General features: G+C 71.3%; 25 protein-coding genes and 1 tRNA gene. 19 read left to right on the top strand and 7 right to left on the bottom strand.

What is annotated here, in order from left to right; genetic code table 11:
- Positions 1-225: 225 nt before the first annotated feature.
- The 12 genes from ACP7TJ_RS17410 (at position 226) to ACP7TJ_RS17465 (ending at position 7,708) form a co-directional block, all read left to right on the top strand.
- Entirely contained in the window at positions 226-663 is a 438-nt protein-coding gene (locus ACP7TJ_RS17410; RefSeq protein WP_019527048.1) for an ATP-binding protein, read from the top strand.
- Between the two features lie 89 nt (positions 664-752).
- The gene (locus ACP7TJ_RS17415; RefSeq protein WP_020700213.1) at positions 753-1,481 is read left to right on the top strand and encodes a UTRA domain-containing protein; all 729 of its coding nucleotides are present in this window, start codon (positions 753-755) and stop codon (positions 1,479-1,481) included.
- A 126-nt stretch (positions 1,482-1,607) separates the two neighbouring features.
- Positions 1,608-1,958 (top strand): hypothetical protein, encoded by a 351-nt coding sequence (locus tag ACP7TJ_RS17420; protein ID WP_019527050.1) that lies wholly within the window; start codon positions 1,608-1,610, stop codon positions 1,956-1,958.
- A gap of 5 nt (positions 1,959-1,963) precedes the next feature.
- A complete protein-coding gene (locus ACP7TJ_RS17425; protein WP_019527051.1) occupies positions 1,964-3,337 on the top strand; it encodes an FtsK/SpoIIIE domain-containing protein in 1,374 nt (457 codons plus the stop codon).
- A gap of 82 nt (positions 3,338-3,419) precedes the next feature.
- Positions 3,420-4,049: a DUF2637 domain-containing protein gene (locus ACP7TJ_RS17430; RefSeq protein ID WP_019527052.1), complete on the top strand. Its 630-nt coding sequence runs from the start codon at positions 3,420-3,422 to the stop codon at positions 4,047-4,049.
- Positions 4,050-4,067: 18 nt separating this feature from the next.
- Positions 4,068-4,259: a hypothetical protein gene (locus tag ACP7TJ_RS17435; RefSeq protein ID WP_019527053.1), complete on the top strand. Its 192-nt coding sequence runs from the start codon at positions 4,068-4,070 to the stop codon at positions 4,257-4,259.
- Positions 4,259-4,450, top strand: coding sequence for a mobile element transfer protein (locus ACP7TJ_RS17440; protein WP_019527054.1), 192 nt, complete (start codon positions 4,259-4,261; stop codon positions 4,448-4,450). Before ACP7TJ_RS17435 ends, ACP7TJ_RS17440 begins: the two co-directional genes overlap by 1 nt.
- 10 nt (positions 4,451-4,460) lie before the next feature.
- Positions 4,461-4,655, top strand: a complete 195-nt coding sequence (locus tag ACP7TJ_RS17445; protein WP_019527055.1) for a hypothetical protein — start codon at positions 4,461-4,463, stop codon at positions 4,653-4,655.
- A 14-nt stretch (positions 4,656-4,669) separates the two neighbouring features.
- Entirely contained in the window at positions 4,670-4,927 is a 258-nt protein-coding gene (locus ACP7TJ_RS17450) for a hypothetical protein (protein WP_019527056.1), read from the top strand.
- A gap of 132 nt (positions 4,928-5,059) precedes the next feature.
- Complete coding sequence (locus ACP7TJ_RS17455) at positions 5,060-6,364, top strand: replication initiator (protein ID WP_427763756.1); 1,305 nt, start codon at positions 5,060-5,062, stop codon at positions 6,362-6,364.
- Complete coding sequence (locus ACP7TJ_RS17460; protein WP_019527058.1) at positions 6,357-6,539, top strand: helix-turn-helix domain-containing protein; 183 nt, start codon at positions 6,357-6,359, stop codon at positions 6,537-6,539. The genes ACP7TJ_RS17455 and ACP7TJ_RS17460 overlap by 8 nt, the downstream gene beginning before the upstream one ends.
- Positions 6,539-7,708: a site-specific integrase gene (locus ACP7TJ_RS17465; RefSeq protein WP_427763758.1), complete on the top strand. Its 1,170-nt coding sequence runs from the start codon at positions 6,539-6,541 to the stop codon at positions 7,706-7,708. Before ACP7TJ_RS17460 ends, ACP7TJ_RS17465 begins: the two co-directional genes overlap by 1 nt.
- A 97-nt stretch (positions 7,709-7,805) precedes the next feature.
- Here the strand turns inward: ACP7TJ_RS17465 and ACP7TJ_RS17470 are convergent.
- From ACP7TJ_RS17470 to ACP7TJ_RS17480, 3 genes are all read right to left on the bottom strand, one after another.
- Positions 7,806-7,879 (bottom strand) — tRNA-Pro (locus ACP7TJ_RS17470).
- 47 nt (positions 7,880-7,926) lie between these two features.
- Positions 7,927-8,679 (bottom strand): Pr6Pr family membrane protein, encoded by a 753-nt coding sequence (locus tag ACP7TJ_RS17475; protein WP_266547896.1) that lies wholly within the window; start codon positions 8,677-8,679, stop codon positions 7,927-7,929.
- A 149-nt stretch (positions 8,680-8,828) separates the two neighbouring features.
- Positions 8,829-9,752: a metallophosphoesterase gene (locus ACP7TJ_RS17480; protein ID WP_167741186.1), complete on the bottom strand. Its 924-nt coding sequence runs from the start codon at positions 9,750-9,752 to the stop codon at positions 8,829-8,831.
- Positions 9,753-9,876: 124 nt separating this feature from the next.
- Between ACP7TJ_RS17480 and ACP7TJ_RS17485 the strand changes: the two genes are divergently transcribed.
- Positions 9,877-10,341 carry a GatB/YqeY domain-containing protein gene (locus tag ACP7TJ_RS17485; RefSeq protein ID WP_167741185.1) on the top strand — a complete coding sequence of 155 codons (465 nt, stop codon included), beginning with the start codon at positions 9,877-9,879 and terminating at the stop codon, positions 10,339-10,341.
- Between the two features lie 147 nt (positions 10,342-10,488).
- Here the strand turns inward: ACP7TJ_RS17485 and ACP7TJ_RS17490 are convergent, their stop codons facing one another.
- Positions 10,489-12,768, bottom strand: a complete 2,280-nt coding sequence (locus ACP7TJ_RS17490; RefSeq protein ID WP_367454228.1) for a transglycosylase domain-containing protein — start codon at positions 12,766-12,768, stop codon at positions 10,489-10,491.
- A gap of 428 nt (positions 12,769-13,196) precedes the next feature.
- Here ACP7TJ_RS17490 and ACP7TJ_RS17495 point away from each other — a divergent pair, with 428 nt between their 5' ends.
- Complete coding sequence (locus ACP7TJ_RS17495) at positions 13,197-13,535, top strand: WhiB family transcriptional regulator (RefSeq protein ID WP_176710656.1); 339 nt, start codon at positions 13,197-13,199, stop codon at positions 13,533-13,535.
- A 338-nt stretch (positions 13,536-13,873) separates the two neighbouring features.
- Here the strand turns inward: ACP7TJ_RS17495 and ACP7TJ_RS17500 are convergent, their stop codons facing one another.
- Together ACP7TJ_RS17500 and ACP7TJ_RS17505 are read right to left on the bottom strand one after the other, a co-directional pair.
- Positions 13,874-15,250 (bottom strand): ArsA family ATPase, encoded by a 1,377-nt coding sequence (locus ACP7TJ_RS17500; RefSeq protein WP_193457723.1) that lies wholly within the window; start codon positions 15,248-15,250, stop codon positions 13,874-13,876.
- A gap of 109 nt (positions 15,251-15,359) precedes the next feature.
- Positions 15,360-16,337, bottom strand: a complete 978-nt coding sequence (locus ACP7TJ_RS17505) for an ArsA family ATPase (protein WP_167741183.1) — start codon at positions 16,335-16,337, stop codon at positions 15,360-15,362.
- Between the two features lie 128 nt (positions 16,338-16,465).
- Between ACP7TJ_RS17505 and ACP7TJ_RS17510 the strand changes: the two genes are divergently transcribed.
- The 4 genes from ACP7TJ_RS17510 to ACP7TJ_RS17525 all read left to right on the top strand — a co-directional run bounded on the left by ACP7TJ_RS17510 (position 16,466) and on the right by ACP7TJ_RS17525 (position 19,049).
- Positions 16,466-16,627, top strand: a complete 162-nt coding sequence (locus ACP7TJ_RS17510) for a DUF4177 domain-containing protein (RefSeq protein WP_003975360.1) — start codon at positions 16,466-16,468, stop codon at positions 16,625-16,627.
- The gene (locus ACP7TJ_RS17515; RefSeq protein ID WP_048456988.1) at positions 16,624-17,094 is read left to right on the top strand and encodes a RidA family protein; all 471 of its coding nucleotides are present in this window, start codon (positions 16,624-16,626) and stop codon (positions 17,092-17,094) included. Before ACP7TJ_RS17510 ends, ACP7TJ_RS17515 begins: the two co-directional genes overlap by 4 nt.
- 246 nt (positions 17,095-17,340) lie before the next feature.
- Positions 17,341-18,222 carry an NUDIX hydrolase gene (locus ACP7TJ_RS17520; protein ID WP_320586025.1) on the top strand — a complete coding sequence of 294 codons (882 nt, stop codon included), beginning with the start codon at positions 17,341-17,343 and terminating at the stop codon, positions 18,220-18,222.
- The gene (locus ACP7TJ_RS17525; RefSeq protein WP_189911101.1) at positions 18,219-19,049 is read left to right on the top strand and encodes an MBL fold metallo-hydrolase; all 831 of its coding nucleotides are present in this window, start codon (positions 18,219-18,221) and stop codon (positions 19,047-19,049) included. The genes ACP7TJ_RS17520 and ACP7TJ_RS17525 overlap by 4 nt, the downstream gene beginning before the upstream one ends.
- A 61-nt stretch (positions 19,050-19,110) precedes the next feature.
- On the opposite strand, the gene ACP7TJ_RS17530 is transcribed toward ACP7TJ_RS17525, so the two are convergent.
- Positions 19,111-19,785 carry a Crp/Fnr family transcriptional regulator gene (locus ACP7TJ_RS17530; RefSeq protein WP_006132548.1) on the bottom strand — a complete coding sequence of 225 codons (675 nt, stop codon included), beginning with the start codon at positions 19,783-19,785 and terminating at the stop codon, positions 19,111-19,113.
- Between the two features lie 252 nt (positions 19,786-20,037).
- Between ACP7TJ_RS17530 and nth the strand changes: the two genes are divergently transcribed.
- Entirely contained in the window at positions 20,038-21,180 is a 1,143-nt protein-coding gene (gene nth, locus ACP7TJ_RS17535; protein ID WP_427763764.1) for an endonuclease III, read from the top strand.
- The last annotated feature ends 33 nt before the right edge of the window (positions 21,181-21,213 follow it).

Raw genomic sequence — 21,213 nt, forward strand, 5'->3', positions numbered from 1 at the left:
TATCCAGGAAGTGGCTAAGGCCACTTGAGGAGAAGGGGGCACGACGTGACGAGTCGGCGGCCGGTGCAGGGCGCGCGGTTAGCTTGCCGGGGGTGTCGGGGGCGTGGATGGAAGCGCGTCGGCTCCCGAACGGCGCTGGTGCTCTCCACGGCCAACGACCGCGACCGTGCCACGTCGAAGCGGCGCTGCCTCGACTGCGACGGCAGCGGCAAGGAGTGAGCACGCATGGCCTACACGATCGACCGCCACCCCTGTGAGGACTCGCCGCGGCTCGGAGCGATGACCTTGCATCCGGAGCCTGAGTCCGTGTCTCGTGCGCGGCGCTGGTTCCGGAAGTTCATCGCCCCGTACAACCCGGCCTGCTCGATCGACGACTGCACGCTGATGATTTCGGAACTGGTGACCAACGCCATCTGCTATGGGAAGTCGGATGACCCGTGGTTGGTGCGGGTCGAGTGGTACCGCGAGGGAACCTCGCTCCGCGTCGACGTGCACAACCCGGGCTTCCCGGCGAACGTGCGGCTGAGGCATCCGGAGGCGAACGACGCTCACGGACGGGGGCTGCTCCTGGTCGACTCCATCGCGGATTCCTGGCGCTCCGGGCCCAGCCACCTCGGCGGAACGGTCGTCTCCTTCGTGGTCGCTGATGCCTGGCCGGTGTGACGGGATAGCTCACCTCTCCTACTGTCACTGTGAAAGTGTCGCTAGGCTGGTTGACCAGTTGACTTGGCCAATCCCGACAGGCGGCGTTCATGGCGTATGAAGTGGAGCCACCGAAGTACGTGCGCCTCGCGCAGACGCTTCAGCAGCGCATCGAGGACGGCACGTACGCGCCCGGCACCCGCGTACCGAGTGAGAACCAGCTGGTGCAGGCCTTCGGGATGTCCCGCCCGACCGTCGTCCGGGCGCTGGAGCTGCTGAAGCGGGACGGCTGGCTCGAGTCCCGGCAGGGGTACGGCACGATCGTCCGCGGTCGACCGGAAGTCGTCGAGCAGAAGGACCGGCGGGGGCGTGAGGCGCTGGAGCGCGATGAGACGCAGGGTGCGGGGCGGCTGATCGAAGTCGGGCGTGTACCTGTCCCGGCTCGGGTCGCCTCGGCGCTCGGCCTGCCGAAGAAGACCGAAGTCCTCATGCGTCGCTTCCTGGTCGAGGAGGACGGTGAAGCTGTTGAGCTGGTCTCGTCGTACTTCCCCGCCGGCCTGGTCGAGGGAACTGAGCTGGGGACCGACGAGCCTCTGAGTGGGAGTGTTCGCGAACATCTCGAAACGCGGAAGAAGGTCCGCTTCGACCACGTGGTCGAGCGTGTGTCGGCCCGGTTGCCCGAAGCGAGTGAAGCTGAACTGCTGGGTCTGCCGGACGGTATGCCCGTGCTGAGTGTCCTGGTCGTCGCCTGTGACGCCTCCGGCCGGTCCTTGCAGGTCGCTGACGTGCTCCTGCCCGCTGACCGGCAGGAACTCGAAGACACCTACCGCCTGAGCTGAGCCCCGTCCGGGAGTGAAGCCCCGCGATAGCAGCTTGACAAGTCAACCTGGCATCCTTAGCTTCGAACTTGCTAAGTCAACTTGTCAGGTCGGCGAGTTGATCAACTCTCAGAAGGAGCAATCCCTGTGCGTGTGATCCGCATTGACGCCTCGGCCGCCACGATCCTGCTCACCGAAGCTCCGGCGCCGAAGGTGCGCGACCGGCAGACCGGTGAGATCGCCAAGGACGCGATGACCGGTGAGGCGCTGATGACCGTCGGCGTCGTCTACATCGACGAGGGCGAGTCGTCACTGATCCAGGTCACCGTCCCGGAGAGCGGCGTGACCGAGGGCCTGACGGTCGGTGCTCCGGTCTCGCTCCCGGGACTGGTGGCACGGCCTTGGCAGAGCGTCTTCAACGGCCGGGAGCGGCACGGCATCGCCTACCGGGCGACCGCCGTCGCTCCGGGGGCCTTCTCGATGGCTCAGGCGGGCTGACCGCCGTGACGGATCTGGTGACGTGGGCCGAGCTGGGCGGTTCGCTCGCTGCGATAGGCGGCGCCGCCTACGCCCGGCACGCCCACCCGGCGGCGTACTGGTCCACGGTCGGGCTGCCGCTCTCGGTGGTCCGGCTGCTGGCCTCGTACTCCTCGACCATGGACGCCTGCGGTTTGACCGTCGAGCCGTCCCGGTGGCGGGCGTTGGCCGTCCGGGCGGCCACCCGCCGTGAGGTCCGGCCGGTGCCTCCTCGCCGGGGTGTCATCCGTCCCACCACGACCGGCCTGCGCATGCGGCTGCGGTTGGCTCCGGGGCAGGAGCCGGCTGACGTGGCGGCCTCCGCCGAACGCCTCCGGCACGCCTGGGGCGTTCACGCCGTCCACGTGCGGGACGTCAAGCCGGGCGTCGTCGAACTGCGGCTCGTCGGCTTCGACGTGCTGCGGAAGGTGCGGATGCCCCGGCGGCTGGACGGCGGCCCGCTTCGGATCCCGGTGGCGTTACGGGAGGACGCGACCGCGTTCCTGCGGGACTACCGGGCCGTGCCGCATGAGCTGGTGCTCGGGGCCACGCTCTCGGGCAAGTCCATGTACCTGCGGAACCTGCTGACCGGGCTCGCCGCTCAGCCGGTGGCCCTGGTCGGGATTGACTGCAAGCGCGGGGTCGAGCTGGCGCCCTTCGCACCCCGGCTCTCCGCCCTGGCGACCGACCCGGACCAGGCGGCCGGGCTGCTTCCCGCGCTCGTGAAGGAAATGGAGGACCGGTACGACCTGATCAAGGCCCGGCAGGGCATCGCGCCCGGCACTCCGGAAGAGCTGATCACCTCGGACGTCTGGGGACTTCCGGAGGGCGAACGCCCGGCCCCGATTGTGCTGTTCATCGACGAGGTGGCCGAACTCTTCCTCGTCGCCACGCGGAAGGAGGAGGAGCGGCGGGACGAGATGGTCACCCAGCTCATCCGGCTTGCCCAACTCGGCCGGGCCGCCGGCATCTACCTCGAAGTCTGCGGACAGCGCTTCGGCTCCGAACTGGGCAAGGGCGCGACCATGCTCCGCGCCCAGCTCACCGGCCGCGTCTGCCACCGCGTGAACGACGAAGCCTCGGCGAAGATGGCACTCGGCGACATCGCCCCTGAAGCCGTCGGCGCGGCCTGTGCCATCGCCGCCGAGCTGCCCGGCCTGGCCGTCGTCGGCGACACCTCCGGCGGCTGGTCCCGCATCCGCACCCCCTACCTCTCCCTCGCCGACGCCGCGGCCACCTGCCGCGCCACGGTGGACCTCGCCCCCGACGTACCTGCGCTCCACCCCTTCCGGCCGTACGTCCCGCCGATGCCGGTAGAGGCGTCCGGGCCCGTAGCCAGGGCCCGCCCGGTCACCGAGTAAGCGCACCCCGTCTACGGCCGGCACGGCCGTCCCGTGCCACGTCCCTACCCCCTCCATGCCTGGAACCGGAAGGAGCTGCGCCGTGCGTGCCCTGTCCGTCCGCATCGACGCCGTACTCGTCCAAGCGCTGATCGCCGCCGCGCTGTCCTTCGCCCACCTGCACGACCTGGCGCTGGCCGCCGGGCAGGACGGCTGGAAGGCGTGGGCCTACCCGGTCTCCGTCGACCTGCTGCTGGTCGCGGCATGGCGGCGGCTGCGCTCCGGTGAGGCGAAAACGGCCGGGTGGTGCTGGTTCCTCGTCGCCCTGACCGCCTCGCTCGGCGCCAACGTCGCCACGGCCGGACTCCTCGACCTCGACGACGTGCCGGACTGGCTGCGCATCCTCGTCGCCGGATGGCCCGCGATCGCCTTCCTCGGCGGGACGCTGCTCGCCCACGGAGCAACCGCGGACGCCCCGACGAGGGAACGCGAGTCGGCCCCGGAACCCATTGCGCCCGAAGCGCCTGACCCTGCACCTGAGTTGCCCGCTGCGGAGCCGGAACCGGCTCCGCCCTCCACGCCCCCGGTCCCGCCAGCGCTCGTCACGCTCGCGCGCAAGGTCGCCGACGAACACCGCGCCCGGACCGGAACGCCCATCGACACCTCGACCCTTCGCGCCCGGCTCGGCGTCCCGCTGCCCCTGGCCGAAGCCATCTCCACCCACCTGACCTGACCCGGAGGACTTTCCCCCGTGCGCCCGTCCACGCTCCGCGCGCTGAAGCGCGCCGCCGAGCTGACCCGACAGAACCGCCTCACCGAAGCCGTGCTCATCGCCGAGCCCGTGATCCTCGCCGCCGACAGCTACGAGGGCGACGAGATCTTGCGCTGGCTGGCCGAGCACGTCACCGACTTCACCGGCCAAGACCTCAAGGAGACCCCCTGATGACCGCCAACCGCCGCTTCCGCCGCGTCGTCCGTATCGGCCCCGTGCAGGTCGCCACCTACTACGACGGCCGGGGCCGCGAGAAGCACACCGCCGCCTGCACGGCTCCGCGCTGTGGCTTCGCCACGGACTACGACAGCCGCGCCGCCGCCGAACTGGCCGCCCGTACCCACCGCTGCGCCATCCGCTGAAGGAGCTCCCGTGACCGTCTCGCTGCCGCTCGTCTTCGTCCTGGGCGTCATTGCCTGGGCCGCGATCAAGTTCCTCGGCGTCCGGCTCTGGGTCGCCGTCGTGATCGCGCTCTTCGGCTTCTGGCTCTCACACACCTTCCTCGCCCCCGCCATCGAATCCGGCACCTCCTCCGGGGTCGACGTCGTCAACGGCACCCACGAGTGACAAGGAGATCCGCCGTGCTCCGTCCCAAGCTGCCCGACGTTCCGACTCCGCCGACGACCACCGTCACGCTTCAGCAGATGCAACCTCCGGCTCCCTCGGCCGGTCGTCCGATCGCTCCGTACGTGGGCATCGGTGCCGGCGCGGTCGCCGCCGTGGTCGTCGTCGGGATCGTGCTCACCGCGCTCCTGGCGGCGGTCGCCGTCTCGGCTGTGTCCGTGGCCATCGCCGCCGTGGTCCTGCGCTCGCTCGTCAACGGCGCACACAAGCGCTGACCGGCCGCCGGGGCGGCAACAAGCCGCCAAGCATCCCGCCGCCCCGGGGCCGTCCCTTCCGAACCGTCACGACAGCCGAAAGGAACTCCCATCATCACCCGGCAGACTCCGCCTCCGCTGGCGGAACTCTCCATGCTGGCCTCCCTCGGCACCCTGCCCGAGCTGGGCCGCCAACTGTCCGGCCTGGGCGGCTGCACCCGCCCGGTACGCCTCGACGGTCACCGCACCGAATACGCGGTGGACCGGACGACCGGCGAGATCGGCCGCGTCCTGCACCACCTGGACTCCTCCGCCCTCCCGGCCGGTCAGCTCCTCGTCCGATGCAACAACCGCCGCGCCACTCGGTGCGCGGCCTGCGCCGAGACCTACCGCCGCGACACCTACCACCTGATCACCGCCGGACTCCGCGGCGGCAAGGGCACCCCCGAACGGGTCGCCACCCACCCGCGCGTCTTCGCCACCTTCACCGCCCCCGGCTTCGGCCCGGTCCACAACCGCCCCTCTGGTGATCGCCCCTGCCGTTGCGGCCTCCGCCACGACGACCAGGATCCGTCCCTGGGCGCGCCCCTCGACCCGGACACGTACGACTACGAAGCGGCCGTGCTGTGGAACGCGCATGCCGGGGCCCTCTGGCAACGCTTCTCGATCTACCTCCGCCGGGAGGTCGCCAAGCGAGCCGGCCTCACTCAGCGGGCCTTCTGCGACCATGCCCGGGTCTCCTTCGCCAAGGTGGCCGAGTACCAGAAGCGGGGCGCCGTCCACTTTCACGCGGTCATCCGCCTCGACGGTCCGGAAGGCGGTGAGACCGCGCCCCCGGCCTGGGCGACGGCCGAGCTGCTGACCGACGCCATCCGCGCCGCCACTGCTGCCGTCCGCGTCGACGGCCCGGAGGTCGACGGCCGGCCGCACACCTTCGTCTTCGGCCGACAGCTCGACGTCCGTCCGATCCGGTCCACCGACTTCAACGACGGGCAGGACCTGACCGAGCGGGCTGTAGCGGCGTACGTCGCCAAGTACGCCACCAAAGGCGCCGAGACGGCGACCGGCACCCTCGACCGGCCGATCCGTTTCCTCGCCGAGCTGGCACAAGCGAGGATCACCGACCACGCCCGGCGCCTGATCCGCACCGCCTGGACCCTGGGCGCACGCACCGAGCTGGCAGACCTCCGCCTGCGGGCCTGGGCCCACATGCTCGGCTTCCGCGGCCACTTCTCCACCAAGTCCCGCCGCTACTCCACCACCCTCGGCGCCCTCCGCGACGCCCGCGCCGAATGGCGCCGCGCCCAAGCCGTTCCGGCCGTCGACACCGGCCAGGAAACGACTCTCGTCCTCGCTCACTGGGTCTTCGCCGGCACGGGCCTCAGCGTCGGTGAGGCCTGGCTCGCCGCATCACTTCAGCCTGCCCCCGGAACCGAAGGAGAACCGACCCATGCGTGATGACGAACTGCTCACTGTCACCGAGGTGATGGCTCGCCTCAGGCTCGGTCGGTCCACGGTGTACGACCTGATCCGTACGCGACGGCTGTCCTCGGTCACCATTGGCCGGTGCCGGCGTATCCCGGCCTCTGCTCTGGGCGACTTCATTGCGGAGCAGATGGAGCGTGCGGCCTGATGACTAAGCGTCGGAGCCGTGGTGACGGCGGCCTGCACTGGGACGAGAAGCGGCAACGGTGGATCGCCACGGCGAACCTCGGCTTCGATCCGAGCGGCAAGCGGATCGTCAAGCGGGGGAGTGGCAAGACCAAGACGGAGGCGAAGAACAAGCTCAAGGAGGTGTTGCGGGACCACGAGGATGGCCTCGCGATCGCGCCCTCCAACTACACGGTCAAGGACGCGGTGACGGACTGGCTCACCTACGGCCTGGCCGGCCTCGACCCGCGCACCGTCGAGACGACGACGCTGCTGAGCCAGAAGCACGTCATCCCGTCACTCGGCGCACGCAAACTCCGCGACCTCAGCGCGGAGGACGTCGACCGCTGGCTTGCTGCCAAGGCGAAAACGCTCAGCACGCGCACTCTCCAGGCGATGCACTCGTGCCTCAACCGCGCGGTCAAGCGGGCCATGGCCCGGGACAAGGTGAAGCGCAATGTCGTCGAGCTGTGCTCGGTGCCCCAGGGGCAAGCCGGCCGCCCTTCCAAGGCGCTCACGTTCGCTCAGGCCGAGGCCGTGCTGAAGGGTGCCGAGGGGACCTCGATGTACGCGTACATCGTCGTCGCCCTGCTGACCGGTGCCCGGACCGAGGAACTGCGGGCGCTCACCTGGGACCACGTCTTCCTCAAAGGCAAGCCGGACGCCGATCCGCCGCAGCCTCCGCACATCGCGGTGTGGCGCTCGGTCCGGCGGGGCGGGGACACCAAGACTCGAAAGTCCCGGCGCACGCTCGCGCTGCCGGCTCGCTGCGTCGAAGCCCTGTGGCAGCAATTCGAAGATCAGGGATGGGATCGGTTGGCGGCCGGCGACAATTGGGAGGAGCACGGACTCGTCTTCTCCTCGGCCGTGGGCAAGCCGCTGGACGCGGCCAATGTGCGTCGTGCCTTCCGGCAAGCGCTCAAGGGCATCGACGGGATCAACCCCGACGAGTGGACGCCCCGGGAACTCCGGCACAGCTTCGTGTCCCTGCTGTCCGACCGCGGCGTCCCGCTGGAAGTGATCTCCCGGCTCGTCGGGCACTCCGGGACGGCCGTGACCGAGGAGGTCTACAGGAAGCAGATCCGGCCCGTGATCCAGACCGGCGCCGTGGTTATGGACGGCATCTTCGGCACACAGGAACGACGGCCGTAGACACGCGGATAGCGATAGTCACGCAGATAGACACGCAGGCAGAAACAAGAAGACCACCGCGTAACGTTACGCGGTGGTCTACCTGCTGCTACGGCTGTCGGGGTGGCGGGATTTGAACCCACGACCTCTTCGTCCCGAACGAAGCGCGCTGCCAAGCTGCGCCACACCCCGGTGTCGCTGCTGTCGCGGCGACGACGTTTACTTTAGCCCACTGGTGGCTAGAGACGAAATCTGGTTTTCGGGCGGGTGTGGTCCAGGGCCACCAGCAGGACCGCCACGGCGTAGATCGCGAGCCCCACGAGGAGCGCGTTGGCGAGCACGCTCCGGTAGCCGTGGCGGGCGACGTCGAGGAACGGGTAGAGATAGCGGGCGGCGGAGCCGGGGAGCAGCTCGCCCCGGGTCAGCGTGAAGGCCAGGTACGCCAGCGGGTACAGCAGCCACGTCGTGGCCTGGCGCAGGTGCATGCGGGCCGGCGGTGTCAGGACCAGCCAGTCCAGCAGCGCGGCGACCGGCAGCACCGTGTGCAGCAGGTGCCCCGCCACCGGCTCGAGCCACGCGGCGTCCCCGCTCGCTCCGGCCGTCATGGCGTAGGCCGGTGACGCGTCCGTCAGGGCGATGTGGTGGACCAGGGCCGCGACGACCACGTACAGGAGCGCCGCCCCCGTGACGGCGCCCGGCAGGGGATGGCGGGCGGTCCACGCGCGGCGGGCCGAGGCGAAGGTGACCAGGGCCAGCAGCGCCGTGCTCTGGATCACGAAGTAGCTCAGTACCCGGGTGGGGCTGCCGAGGAGGATCTCGGTCAGCACGGCCGCCGTCGCCAGCAGGGCCAGGGCCAGCCGGTACACCGCGGTCAGCGGACGGCGCACCGGCGGTACGACGGCTCGGGCGGGGACGACGGAGGGGAGCAGCTGCGGAGCCGTCCGCGGGAGGGCGGGGAGGTCCGGGATGTCCCTGGGTATCGGGGCGGTCATGTCCCCAGCGTGGGACGGGGGACGGGGCGCGGCGATGTGGCGTGGGCCGGTCGGGTTATCCGTACATCAGATAACCCGCCGACCCGCCGACCCGCCGACCCGTCGACTCACCTACCCGCCGACCCGTCGCCCTTGCCCTTGCTCCCGCCTCAGCGGCCGACCAGCGTCAGCAGCGTCGCCTCCGGCGGGCACGCGAACCGCACCGGTGTGTAGCGGCTCGTGCCGCAGCCCGCCGAGACGTGCAGGTACGACCTGCGGCCCTCCGCCGTGTGCGTGGACAGGCCCTTCACGCGGTCCGTGTCCAGGTCGCAGTTGGTGACCAGGGCGCCGTAGAACGGGATGCACAGCTGGCCGCCGTGCGTGTGGCCGGCGAGGATCAGCGGGTAGCCGTCGGCCGCGAAGGCGTCCAGCGCGCGCAGGTACGGCGCGTGCACGACGCCCATCGAGAAGTCCGCCCCGGTCGACGGGCCGCCCGCCACCTCCGCGTACCGGTCCCGCTTGATGTGCGGGTCGTCCAGTCCCGTCAGCTCGATCGACGTGCCCTCGATCTTCAGGGTGCCCCGCGTGTTGGTGAGGTTGAGCCAGCCGGCCGAGTCGAAGCCGTCCCGCAGGTCCTCCCACGGGTTGTGGACGGCGTCGACGACCGGCGGGTTGCCGTTCAGGCCGTGCCGCCCCTGCACCTTCTCCAGCAGGTAGCGGGCGGGGTTGCGCAGCCGGGGGCCGTAGTAGTCGTTGGAGCCGAAGACGTACGCGCCGGGGAACTCCATCAGCGGGCCGAGCGCGTCCAGGACCTCGGGGACGCCCTCGGGGTCGGACAGGTTGTCGCCCGTGTTGATCACGAAGTCGGGGCGCAGCCCGGCCAGGGAGCGCAGCCAGCGCTGCTTCTTGCGCTGGCCGCCGACCATGTGGATGTCGGACACCTGCAGCACGCGCAGGGGGCGCATCCCGGAGGGGAGGACGGGGACGGTCACCCGTCGGAGGCGGAAGGAGCGGGCCTCGAAGCCCGCGGCGTACAGCAGTCCGGCGGCGCCGGCCGCCGTGATTCCCAAGGGGATTCGGTATCGCGCGCGCATGCGCCCATCGTGTCAGACCCTGACGGTTCCTCCGTACGCCCCTCGGGGGGTCACCCCTGCGGATCGCCGGCGGCCCCTGCAAATCAGCAGGCGCCGCCGGCCCCGCACCTGCGACAATCAAGTCATGACCACGCTCAAGTCGAAGCTGCAGGATGACCTCAACGCCGCGATCAAGGAGCGCGACGAGCTCCGCTCCTCGACGCTCCGGCTGACGCTCGCCGCGATCACCAAGGAGGAGGTCGCGGGCAAGGAGAAGCGCGTCCTCTCCGACGACGAGGTGCAGAAGGTGATCGCCCGCGAGGCGAAGAAGCGCCGTGAGGCGGCGGACGCCTTCGCGCAGGGCGGCCGCGCCGAGCAGGCCGAGCGGGAGAAGGCGGAGGGCGAGGTGCTCGCCACGTACCTGCCCAAGCAGCTGTCCGACGACGAGCTGAACGCGATCGTCGCCCAGGCCGTCGAGGAGGCCCGCGCCGCCGGCGCCGAGGGTCCGCGCGCCATGGGCGCCGTCATGAAGATCGTGAACCCGAAGGTGGCCGGTCAGGCGGAGGGCGGCCGGGTGGCCGCCGCCGTGAAAAAGCTGCTGGCGGGCTGAGCGGGACCGGCAGGCCCACCGAGGCACACGGCCGGGACGGCGTACGGCCACGACGGCGTACGGCCACGACGGAGTGCGGCCCCTTCCCCACCCGGGGAAGGGGCCGCACTCCGTCGCCGGACGACCGTCGTTCTCGGACGACCGCCGTCAGTCGCGCCCGCCCGGGCCGTTGCCCGGGCCCTGGATGAATCCCTCGGGGATGCTGAAGCCGGGGTCGGGCTCGCCGCCGTTGCCGCCGTCACCGCCCCCGTTGCCGTTGCCGTTGCCGCCGTTGATCAGGCCGCCGATGAAGCCCTCGTCACCGTTGCCGCCGTCGTCGCGGTCCCGGTCACGGTCGCGGTCCTCGGGCTTCTTCGGGTCCGGGATGTTCACCCGGTTGAATGTCGGGGCCTCCTTGCCCTCCAGCGCGCCGGTCATCGCGTCGCGCCAGATGGGGCCGGGGACGGCGCCGCCGAAGACCAGCTCGTGGTACTGGCCGCCGATGGTGATGTCCCGCATCTTCACCTTCTGGCTGGCGCTGCCCACCCACACGGCGCCCGACATGTTCGGCGTGTAGCCGACGAACCAGGCGTTCCTGCGCTCGTCCGTCGTACCCGTCTTACCGGCGTTGTCGCGGCCGTCGCCGAGGCCCGCCTGCTGACCGGTACCGGAGTCGATCACTCCCCTGAGCAGCTCGTTCACCGTGTCCGCGGTCTGCTCGCTCATGGCACGCGAGCACGTGGACTTCGGGACCGGCAGGGACTTCGACCGGTCACCCGTCTTCTGGGTGATCGACTCGATGGCGACCGGCGTGCAGTACATGCCCCGGGAGGCGAAGGCCGCGTAGGCGCTGGCCATGGTGAGGGGCGAAAGACCGGTGGAGCCGAGCGTCATGGAGGACGGCACCTCGGGGATCTTGTCCCCGTTGCCCTGGACCACGCCGAGCTTGTCGGTCATGGTCACCACCGGGCACATCCCGATGTCCTCGATCATCTGCACGAAGTAGGTGTTGACCGACTTGGCCATCGCCTCCTTCAGCGCGTACGGCCCGACCTCGGTCTCGTTCTCGTTCTCCAGCTTGTAGTCGCCGTCGTTCACCCACGGCTTCTCGCAGCCGCGCACGGTGGCCGGGTACGGCATCTCGTACGGGGCGGAGTACGTCTGCGTCGGCGGCCGGCCCTCCTCCAGGGCGGCGGCGGCCACGAACGGCTTGAACGTCGAACCGGTCGGGAAGCCGAAGTTGGAGCCGCCCCAGGCGGAGTCCACGGAGAAGTTGATCTCCGTCTCGTTCTTGCCGTAGCCGTACGGCTTCGACTGGCCCATCGCGACGATCTTGCCGGTGCCCGGCTCGACCAGCGTGGACGCGGCGGCGACCTTGTCCGACTCGTAGACGTGGTCCTTGAGCGACTCCTGCACCGACTCCTGGGCCTGCGGCTCCAGCGTCGTGCGGATGGTCAGGCCGCCCTGGTTCCAGACCTTCGCCCGCTCCTCGCGGGTCTTGCCGAAGACCGGGTCGTTGAGGAAGACCTTCTCCACGTACTTGCAGAAGAAGCCCGCGCCCTTGGACGCCGTGATGCAGCCGTTCTTCGGCTGGCTGACCTTCAGGCCCAGCGGGGAGCGCATCGCCTCGGCGGCCTCCTCGGGGGAGACGTCGCCGACCTCGGCCATCCGCTGCAGGACGACGTTGCGCCGCTTCTTCGCCTCGGCCTCGTCGTTGACCGGGTCGTAGCGGCTCGGCGACTGGACGATGCCGGCGAGGAGCGCGGCCTCCTGGAGGTTGAGGTCCTTGGCCGACTTGGAGAAGTAACGCCGGGACGCGGCCTCGACGCCGTAGGCCTGCTGGCCGAAGAAGGTGATGTTCAGATAGTTCTCGAGGATCTTCTTCTTGCCCAGTTCCTCCTCGACCTGGATCGCGTACTTCAGCTCAGCGATCTTGCGGCCGATGGTCTGCTGGGTGGCCTGCGCGACCTTCGTCGGGTCGTCGCCCGCCTCCTCGACGAAGACGTTCTTCACGTACTGCTGGGTGAGCGTCGAGGCGCCCTCGGAGACCTCACCGCTGCGGGCGTTCTTGTTGAGCGCGCGCAGCACGCCCTTCAGGTCGATCGCCCCGTGCTCGTAGAAGCGCGAGTCCTCGATCGCGACGATCGCCTTCTGCATGTACGGCGAGATGTCCTTGAGGTCCACCACCGTGCGGTCGCGCGAGTAGACGGTGGCGATCAGGCCGCCGTCGGCGTCGAGGATGGTGGTGCGCTGGCTCAGCGGCGGCGTCTTCAGGTTGGCGGGGAGCTCGTCGAAGCTCTCCACCGACCCCTTGGCCGCCAGGCCCAGCGCGCCCACGGCGGGCAGTGCGATGCCGGCCATGACGGCACCGGCCAGGACACTGACACCGAGGAACTTGGCGGCCTGCTGCGTGGGAGACAGACCACCGCCCGAGCGCTTCTTTGGCATGGGAGCAGCCTACGTTCTCATTCGCCGGACAAGCGTATATGCCTTGGCCTAAGCTGCACTCAACTGTCACAGCAGTGAGGCCACGTATCAATACGTCCGGCGACCCCGAATCGTTCCGGATCTTCTCGACTTTCTTCATACGAGTTCGGTCGAGGAGCGTGGAGACCGTGTCCGGATCGCCGCGTGTGTCACGCGGTGCCCGTTGTGGCGCAACTGAACTGACCCGAAACGCCCTGTTCGTCACGCATGTCGCCCCCTCACTCCCCCGGGTGATCTGCCGCTTACCCATAGTCCGTTCGGACCATTCAAGATTGGGCCCGCTGGGGGTGTTGCGCTGTGCCCACCTTCCGTAACGTCCTCAACTGGCGGCGGTGAATATGCCGCTGCCGCCGTGGGGGAGCCTCGATTCGGGAGAGGACGGCGCCGGTATGGGCTGGGTTACCGACTGGAGTGCGCAGGCTGCCTGCCGCACTACCGATCCGGATGAACTGTTCGTACAAGGAGCAGCGCAGAACAGGGCCAAGGCGGTGTGCACCGGCTGCCCGGTGCGCACGGAGTGCCTGGCCGACGCGCTGGACAACCGCGTCGAGTTCGGCGTGTGGGGAGGCATGACGGAGCGTGAGCGCCGTGCGCTGCTGCGCCGGCGGCCCACCGTGACCTCCTGGCGCCGACTGCTGGAGACCGCGCGCTCGGAGTACGAGCGCGGCACGGGGGTCGTGCCGCTCAACGACGACCAGGTCTACGAGGACTTCGCCGCGGTGAGCTGAGAGCTCCCGGTGAGGGCTCTCGGGGGGTCCTCGGCGTGCCCGGTCACGTGACCGGGCTCACGCGGGTTGCCTTCGGCGGTGGGCAGGGTGTGCAGACACCTGCGGGGCGTCGAACGCGGGGCCGCGACGTCCCGGACGGGCCCGAGGTGCCTCGTCGTGCCCGGGGGCGCGGGTGCGGCTGCCCGCGCGTGCGCGCAGGCCCCGGTCGCGGGGGTTGTCCACGGTCGCACCTGCGAGCGCGGACACGACCTGAACGCGCGCCGGCACGCTCAGCGTGAGCCGGGCCGCCGACCGGCGCGCGGAAAGTCACCCAGGTGTGCCCGCGCAGGGGACGCCCCTCAGGGCGTACCCGACAGCTCCGCGCGCCCGGCGGCCAGCCGCTCGCCGATGTCGCGCAATCCCGCGAGGTCGTGGACGTCGCCGGGCAGGGCGGCCACCTCGGCCATCGCCACCTCGGGGTGCAGCGCCGTGAAGCGGTCACGCGTCCGCCGCTCGCGCTCGAGCAGCTGCATCCGCTCGGCGTGCAGCCTCAGCAGACCGGCGGTGAGACGCTCGACGGAGCGTCCGCCGTCCGCCGTGGTCGGTTCGTCCTCGGGAGCCGCGTCGCCGGCGTCCTCGGTGGCGGGGGAGCCTCCGTCGGTGACGTTACGCGCGGGTGATTCTGAACTGCCGTACGTGTCGGGAGAGTTACGAAGACCAGCTTTCCCGTCCGGCTGATCCACAATGCGGGACTCCTCAAGATTTTCCGCGGCGGCCAGCGCCCGCTCCGCCGACAGCCGGCCGGCCCCGCTGCCGTGCACCCGGTTCAGCACCAGGCCCGCGAGCGGCATGTCCTCCGCGGCCAGCCGTTCCACGAAGTACGCGGCCTCCCGCAGCGCGTCCCGCTCGGGCGCGGCGACCACCAGGAACGCCGTCCCCGGAGCCTGGAGCAGCTTGTACGTGGCGTCCGCGCGCGTCCGGAACCCGCCGAACATGGAGTCCATCGCCGCCACGAACGTCTGCACGTCCCGCAGCAGCTGACCGCCGAGCACCTTGCCGAGCGCGCCGGTCATCATCGACATCCCGACGTTCAGGAACTTCATCCCCGCACGGCCGCCCACCTTGGCCGGGGCCAGCAGCACCCGGATCAGCTTGCCGTCGAGGAAGGAGCCCAGCCGCTTGGGCGCGTCCAGGAAGTCCAGCGCGGAACGCGACGGCGGAGTGTCGACCACGATCAGGTCCCACTCGTCCCGCGACCGCAGCTGCCCCAGCTTCTCCATCGCCATGTACTCCTGCGTGCCGGCGAAGCCCGCGGAGAGCGACTGGTAGAAGGGGTTGCCTAGGATCGCGGCGGCCCGCTCGGGGTCCGCGTGCGCCTCGACGATCTCGTCGAAGGTGCGCTTCATGTCGAGCATCATCGCGTGCAGTTCGCCGCCCGCGGAGTCGTCGATGCCCTTCACCCGGCGCGGGGTGTTGTCCAGGGTGTCGATGCCCATGGACTGGGCGAGCCGGCGCGCCGGGTCGATGGTGAGGACCACCACCTTGCGGCCCCGCTCCGCCGCCCGCAGGCCCAGCGCCGCGGCCGTGGTCGTCTTGCCGACGCCGCCGGAGCCGCAGCACACCACGATCCGGGTGGCCGGGTCCTCGATCAGCGGGTCGATCTCGAGCGCGCGGGCGGGCGAGAGGTGCTCACGGACCGGGTCCTGGTCCTGCGCCGGTTCCGGACGACGGCTCATGACATCCCCTGCTTCCGGTGCTTCCGGTGGATCGGACTCGTGACGGGACCGGTACGGCGGTGGCGGTGGCGGTGGCGCGGGTGGCCGCCGGAGGAAGGGACCCGGCCGGTCATGACACGCCCTGTCCGCGCAGATTCCGCGCCAGCGCGTACAGCCCGGCCAGGTCCATTCCCTCCGCCATCAGCGGGAGTTCGTGCAGCGGCACGCCCAGCTCCGCCAGCACGGCACGCTGCTCGGTCTCCAGCGCGTACCGCTCGGCGTACTCCTCCGCCTGCGCGAGCAGCGGCTCCACCAGCCGCTCCGCGTGTCCGCCGCGCCGCGCGCCGCCGAGCCCGGTGGAGGACAGCGAGCGGGCGACGGCGGAACGGGGGACGCTTCCGACGAGTTCCAGGTCGGCGGCGTCCAGCACCTGCGGCCGCACCATGTTCACGATGACCCGCCCCACCGGCAGCCGGGCCGCGCGCAGCTCCGCGATGCCGTCCGCGGTCTCCTGGACCGGCATCTCCTCCAGCAGGGTGACCAGGTGCACGGCCGTCTCCGGCGACTTCAGGACGCGCATGACGGCCTGCGCCTGATTGTGTATCGGGCCGATCTTGGCGAGCCCGGCCACCTCGTCGTTGACGTTGAGGAAGCGGGTGATGCGGCCGGTCGGCGGGGCGTCCATCACGACGTAGTCGTAGACGAACCGTCCGCCGCGGTCCTTGCGCCGCACCGCCTCGCACGCCTTGCCGGTGAGCAGCACGTCCCGCACACCGGGCGCGATGGTGGTGGCGAAGTCGATCGCGCCGAGCTTGCGCAGGGCCCGGCCGGCGCTGCCGAGCTTGTAGAACATCTGGAGGTAGTCCAGAAGCGCCAGTTCGGGGTCGATGGCGAGGGCGTACACCTCCCCGCCCCCGGGAGCGACGGCGATCTTCCGCTCCTCGTACGGCAGCGCCTGCGTCTCGAAGAGCTGCGCGATGCCCTGCCGGCCCTCGACCTCGACGAGAAGCGTCCGCTTCCCCTCGTCGGCCAGGGCCAGCGCCAGAGCGGCGGCCACCGTGGTCTTGCCGGTTCCGCCCTTGCCACTCACGACCTGGAGCCTGCTCACGTCTTCGAGCCTAAATGCTCACCGCGCGTGGCGGCGGCTCCGGGGGATGTTCCCGCCCCCGTGTGCCGTCCCGGGCAGGGGTGACGGCGACGCGGGCGGCGGGCGTAGCAGCGGCTAGAGTCGGCCGCATGACCAAGTGGGAATACGCGACTGTGCCGCTGCTCGTTCACGCGACGAAGCAGATTCTGGACACCTGGGGCGAGGACGGCTGGGAGCTCGTCCAGGTCGTGCCCGGGCCGAACAACCCCGAGCAGCTGGTGGCCTACCTGAAGCGCGAGAAGCAGGCATGAGCGGCGTCGTCGAGTCCAGGCTGGCCGAGCTGGGCCTGAGCCTGCCCGAGGTCGTCCCGCCGCTCGCCTCGTACCAGCCCGCCGTCGTCTCCGGCCGGTACGTGTTCACCTCCGGCCAGCTGCCGATGGTGGACGGCAAGCTGCCGGTGACCGGCAAGGTCGGCGCGGAGGTCACCCCCGAGGAGGCCAAGGACCTGGCCCGCACCTGCGCGCTGAACGCGCTCGCCGCGGTCAAGTCCGTCGCCGGTGACCTGGACCGCGTCGCGCGCGTGGTGAAGGTCGTCGGCTTCGTCGCCTCCGCCGCGGACTTCACCGGCCAGCCGGCCGTCGTCAACGGCGCCAGCGAACTCCTGGGCGAGGTACTCGGTGACAAGGGCGTGCACGCCCGCAGTGCGGTCGGCGTGGCGGTCCTGCCGCTGGACGCGCCGGTCGAGGTCGAGATGCAGGTGGAACTCACGGAGGCATAGCCCTCCGGGCGGCGTCCCCGCCGTCCTCCGGGGGACGCTCCCCGGGGGAAGCCCCCACGACCGCCCTGCGGCGCCCCGGCCGGCCCTGTGCCCGCCGGGGCGCGGCGTGTCCCGTCACCCGGCCGCACGGGTGACGGGTGACGGTCCCGGCCGCCCCTCCGCCGCACCGGGCCGGGAAGGCGTCCCCCACCCCGTCCGCCTCGAAGGGCACTCGAACATCTGGGCGTCTCGGGATAGCCTCCGGCCATGGCGAATGCGCAGGCTGGCGGGCAGTGGTACCCGCCGGAGTGGCCGGGGCGGATCAGAGCGCTGGCGAGCGGTGAGCTGACACCCGTCACGCCGAAACGGGCGGCCACCGTCATGCTCCTCAAGGACACCGGCGCCGGGCCCGCCGTGCACATGCTGCGCCGCCGTACGTCCATGGCGTTCGCGGGCGGCGCGTACGCCTACCCCGGCGGCGGCGTCGACCCGCGTGACGACGACCGGCACGTCCGCTGGGCCGGGCCCTCGCTCGACTGGTGGGCCGACCGGCTCGGCGTGGACCGCGCGGGCGCCCAGGCGATCGTCTGCGCGGCCGTCCGGGAGACGTACGAGGAGGCCGGCGTGCTGCTCGCCGGCCCCGCCCCGGACGCGGTCGTCGGCGACACCACCGGCGCGGACTGGGAGGCGGACCGCGCCGCGCTCGTCGCGCGCGAGCTGTCCTTCGCGGAGTTCCTGGACCGGCGCGGCCTGGTGATGCGCTCCGACCTGCTGGGCGCCTGGACGCGCTGGATCACCCCCGAGTTCGAGCAGCGCCGCTACGACACCTGGTTCTTCGTCGCCGCCCTTCCCGAGGGCCAGCGCACCCGCAACGCCTCCACGGAGGCCGACCGCACCGTGTGGATCACCCCGCGCGAGGCGGCCGGCGGCTACGACCGGGGCGAGCTGCTGATGATGCCCCCGACGATCGCGACCCTGCGCCAGCTCACCGCGTACGGCACGGCCGCGGAGGCGCTCGGCGCGGCGCCCGCGCGGGACCTCACGCCGGTGCTGGCCTCCGCGCGCCTGGTGGACGGCGAGATCGTCCTCTCCTGGCCCGGGCACGACGAGTTCACCAAGCACATCCCGACCGGGGGAGCCCCCGCATGACGGACGCCACCGCCCTTCCCGGCCGGCCGCGCGGCGGGGTCCTCTCCGGCCCCGCGACCGCGCGGGCCGTCAACGTGCTCGCCCCGAACCCCTCGGTGATGACGCTCGACGGCACGAACACCTGGATCCTGTCCGAGCCGGACTCCGGCCTCGCCGTCGTCGTCGACCCGGGGCCGCTGGACGACGGGCATCTGCGGCACGTCGTCTCCACCGCGGAGCAGGCCGGCAAGCGGGTCGCCCTCACCCTGCTGACGCACGGTCACCCCGACCACGCCGAGGGCGCCGCCCGGTTCGCGGAGCTGACCGGCACGAAGGTGCGCGCCCTGGACCCGGCACTGCGCCTCGGCGACGAAGGGCTGGCCGCCGGGGACGTCGTCACCGTCGGCGGCCTGGAGCTGCGCGTCGTACCGGCCCCCGGGCACACCGCCGACTCCCTGTGCTTCCATCTGCCGGCGGACCAGGCGGTGCTCACCGGCGACACCGTGCTGGGGCGCGGCACGACCGTCGTGGCCCACCCCGACGGCCGCCTCGGCGACTACCTGGACACCCTGCGGCGGCTCAGGTCCCTCACCGTCGACGACGGCGTCCACACGGTCCTGCCGGGACACGGGCCGGTGCTGGACGACGCCCAGGGCGCCGTCGAGTACTACCTCGCGCACCGCGCCCACCGGCTCGCCCAGGTGGAGACGGCCGTCGAGAACGGCCACCGCACCCCCTCCGAGGTCGTCGCCCACGTCTACGCGGACGTCGACCGCGCCCTGTGGCCGGCCGCGGAACTCTCCGTGCGGGCCCAGCTGGAGTATCTGAAGGAGCACGGGATCCTCTGACGACACGTCCGCGCCCCCACGGCCGGCGGCCGTGGGGGCGCGGAGAAGTCGGGGTGCCGTGTCAGCGGGAACGCTTGGCGAGCCGCTCCACGTCGAGCAGGATCACCGCGCGGGCCTCCAGACGCAGCCAGCCGCGCTGGGCGAAGTCCGCCAGGGCCTTGTTGACCGTCTCGCGGGACGCGCCGACGAGCTGGGCCAGCTCCTCCTGCGTGAGGTCGTGCACCACGTGGATGCCCTCCTCCGACTGCACGCCGAAGCGGCGGGAGAGGTCCAGCAGGGCGCGCGCGACACGGCCCGGGACATCGGAGAAGACCAGGTCGGACATGGCGTCGTTGGTCTTGCGCAGCCGGCGGGCGACGGCGCGCAGCAGCGCCGTGGCCACCTCGGGACGGGCGCTCAGCCAGGGCGTCAGATCGCCGTGGCCCAGGCCCAGGAGCTTCACCTCGGTGAGCGCCGTGGCGGTCGCGGTGCGGGGACCCGGGTCGAAGAGGGACAGCTCGCCGATCAGCTCGCCGGGGCCGACCACGGCCAGCATGTTCTCGCGGCCGTCGGGGGAGGTGCGGTGCAGCTTCACCTTGCCCTCGGTGACCACGTAGAGGCGGTCGCCCGGGTCTCCCTCGTGGAACAGTGAGTCGCCCCGTGCCAGGGTCACCTCACTCATGGAGGCGCGAAGCTCCGCGGCCTGCTCGTCATCGAGCGCCGCGAAAAGCGGGTTCCGCCGCAGAACGTCGTCCACGAGTTCTCTCCTCTTCGACCTGCTCAGGGGATCTTGGTTCCCCTGCGTGCCAGGGGACCGTGGTTCCCATTTTGCCGGACCGTCCAAACAGTGTGATCTGTCACAAGGATGCCGCACAGGTCGGCCGGGGTATGCGGCAGGGGTCCAATTGGACGCCGATCTTCTGGGGCCGGGGCGGATGTCCGTGCCGGGTCGTAGGCTGGCCGGGTGTCCAAATCGCCGGTGAGAGCACAGGCCGAGGGGGCTGCGCGGGTGAGTGCAGAACGCGATTCCGCTGTGGGCGAACAGGGCTCCGATGGCGGTAGGAAGACGGCGGGAGCCGCGAGGACGGCTGCCGCCGGGACGGGCGCCTCCGCCTCCGCCGCGAAAAAGGCCGCCCCTTCCAAGAAGGCGGCCGCCCGGAAGCCCGCCGCGGCCAAGAAGGCGGCGGCCGAGAAGACGCTTGGCGCCACGAAGCCTGCGGCCAAGAAGGCGCCCGCCAAGAAGGCCCCTCCCGCCAAGAAGGCGTCCTCCGCCCCGCTGAAGAAGGCCCCCGCCCCCAGGAAGCAGGTCGTCGCCCCCAAGAAGGCGACCGCCTCCGTGCCGGCCGCCCCGGCGAAGACGGTGGCCGCGCACCCGCAGGGCGAGTCCCGTACCGCACTGGTGCGGCGAGCCCGCCGTATCAACCGCGAGCTCGCCGAGGTCTACCCGTACGCCCACCCCGAGCTGGACTTCGAGAACCCCTTCCAACTCGTCGTCGCCACCGTGCTGTCGGCCCAGACCACCGACCTGCGCGTCAATCAGACGACCCCCGCGCTGTTCGCGAAGTACCCCACGCCCGAGGACCTGGCGGCCGCCAACCCGGAGGAGGTGGAGGAGATCCTCCGACCCACCGGCTTCTTCCGCGCCAAGACCAAGTCGGTCATCGGGCTGTCGAAGGCGCTGGTGGAGCAGTTCGGCGGCGAGGTGCCAGGCCGGCTGGAGGACCTGGTCAAGCTGCCCGGCGTGGGCCGCAAGACCGCGTTCGTCGTGCTCGGCAACGCCTTCGGCCGCCCCGGCATCACCGTCGACACCCACTTCCAGCGCCTGGTGCGCCGCTGGAAGTGGACCGACGAGACCGACCCGGACAAGATCGAGGCGGCGGTCGGCGCGCTGTTCCCGAAGAGCGACTGGACGGACCTGTCGCACCACGTCATCTGGCACGGCCGCCGCATCTGCCACGCCCGCAAGCCCGCCTGCGGCGCCTGCCCGATCGCCCCGCTCTGCCCGGCCTACGGCGAGGGCGAGACGGACCCGGAGAAGGCGAAGAAGCTGCTGAAGTACGAGAAGGCCGGCCAGCCGGGCCAGCGTCTGAGGCCGCCGCAGGCCTATCTGGACGCCGGCGGCAGAGCGGCCCCGCCGCTGGGGGCCGGATGAGGGCAGGCCGGGCGCCGCTGCGCCCCGCGGAAC

The organism is Streptomyces sp. DSM 41931 (assembly GCF_050271085.1).
GTDB classification, from domain to species: domain Bacteria; phylum Actinomycetota; class Actinomycetes; order Streptomycetales; family Streptomycetaceae; genus Streptomyces; species Streptomyces albogriseolus.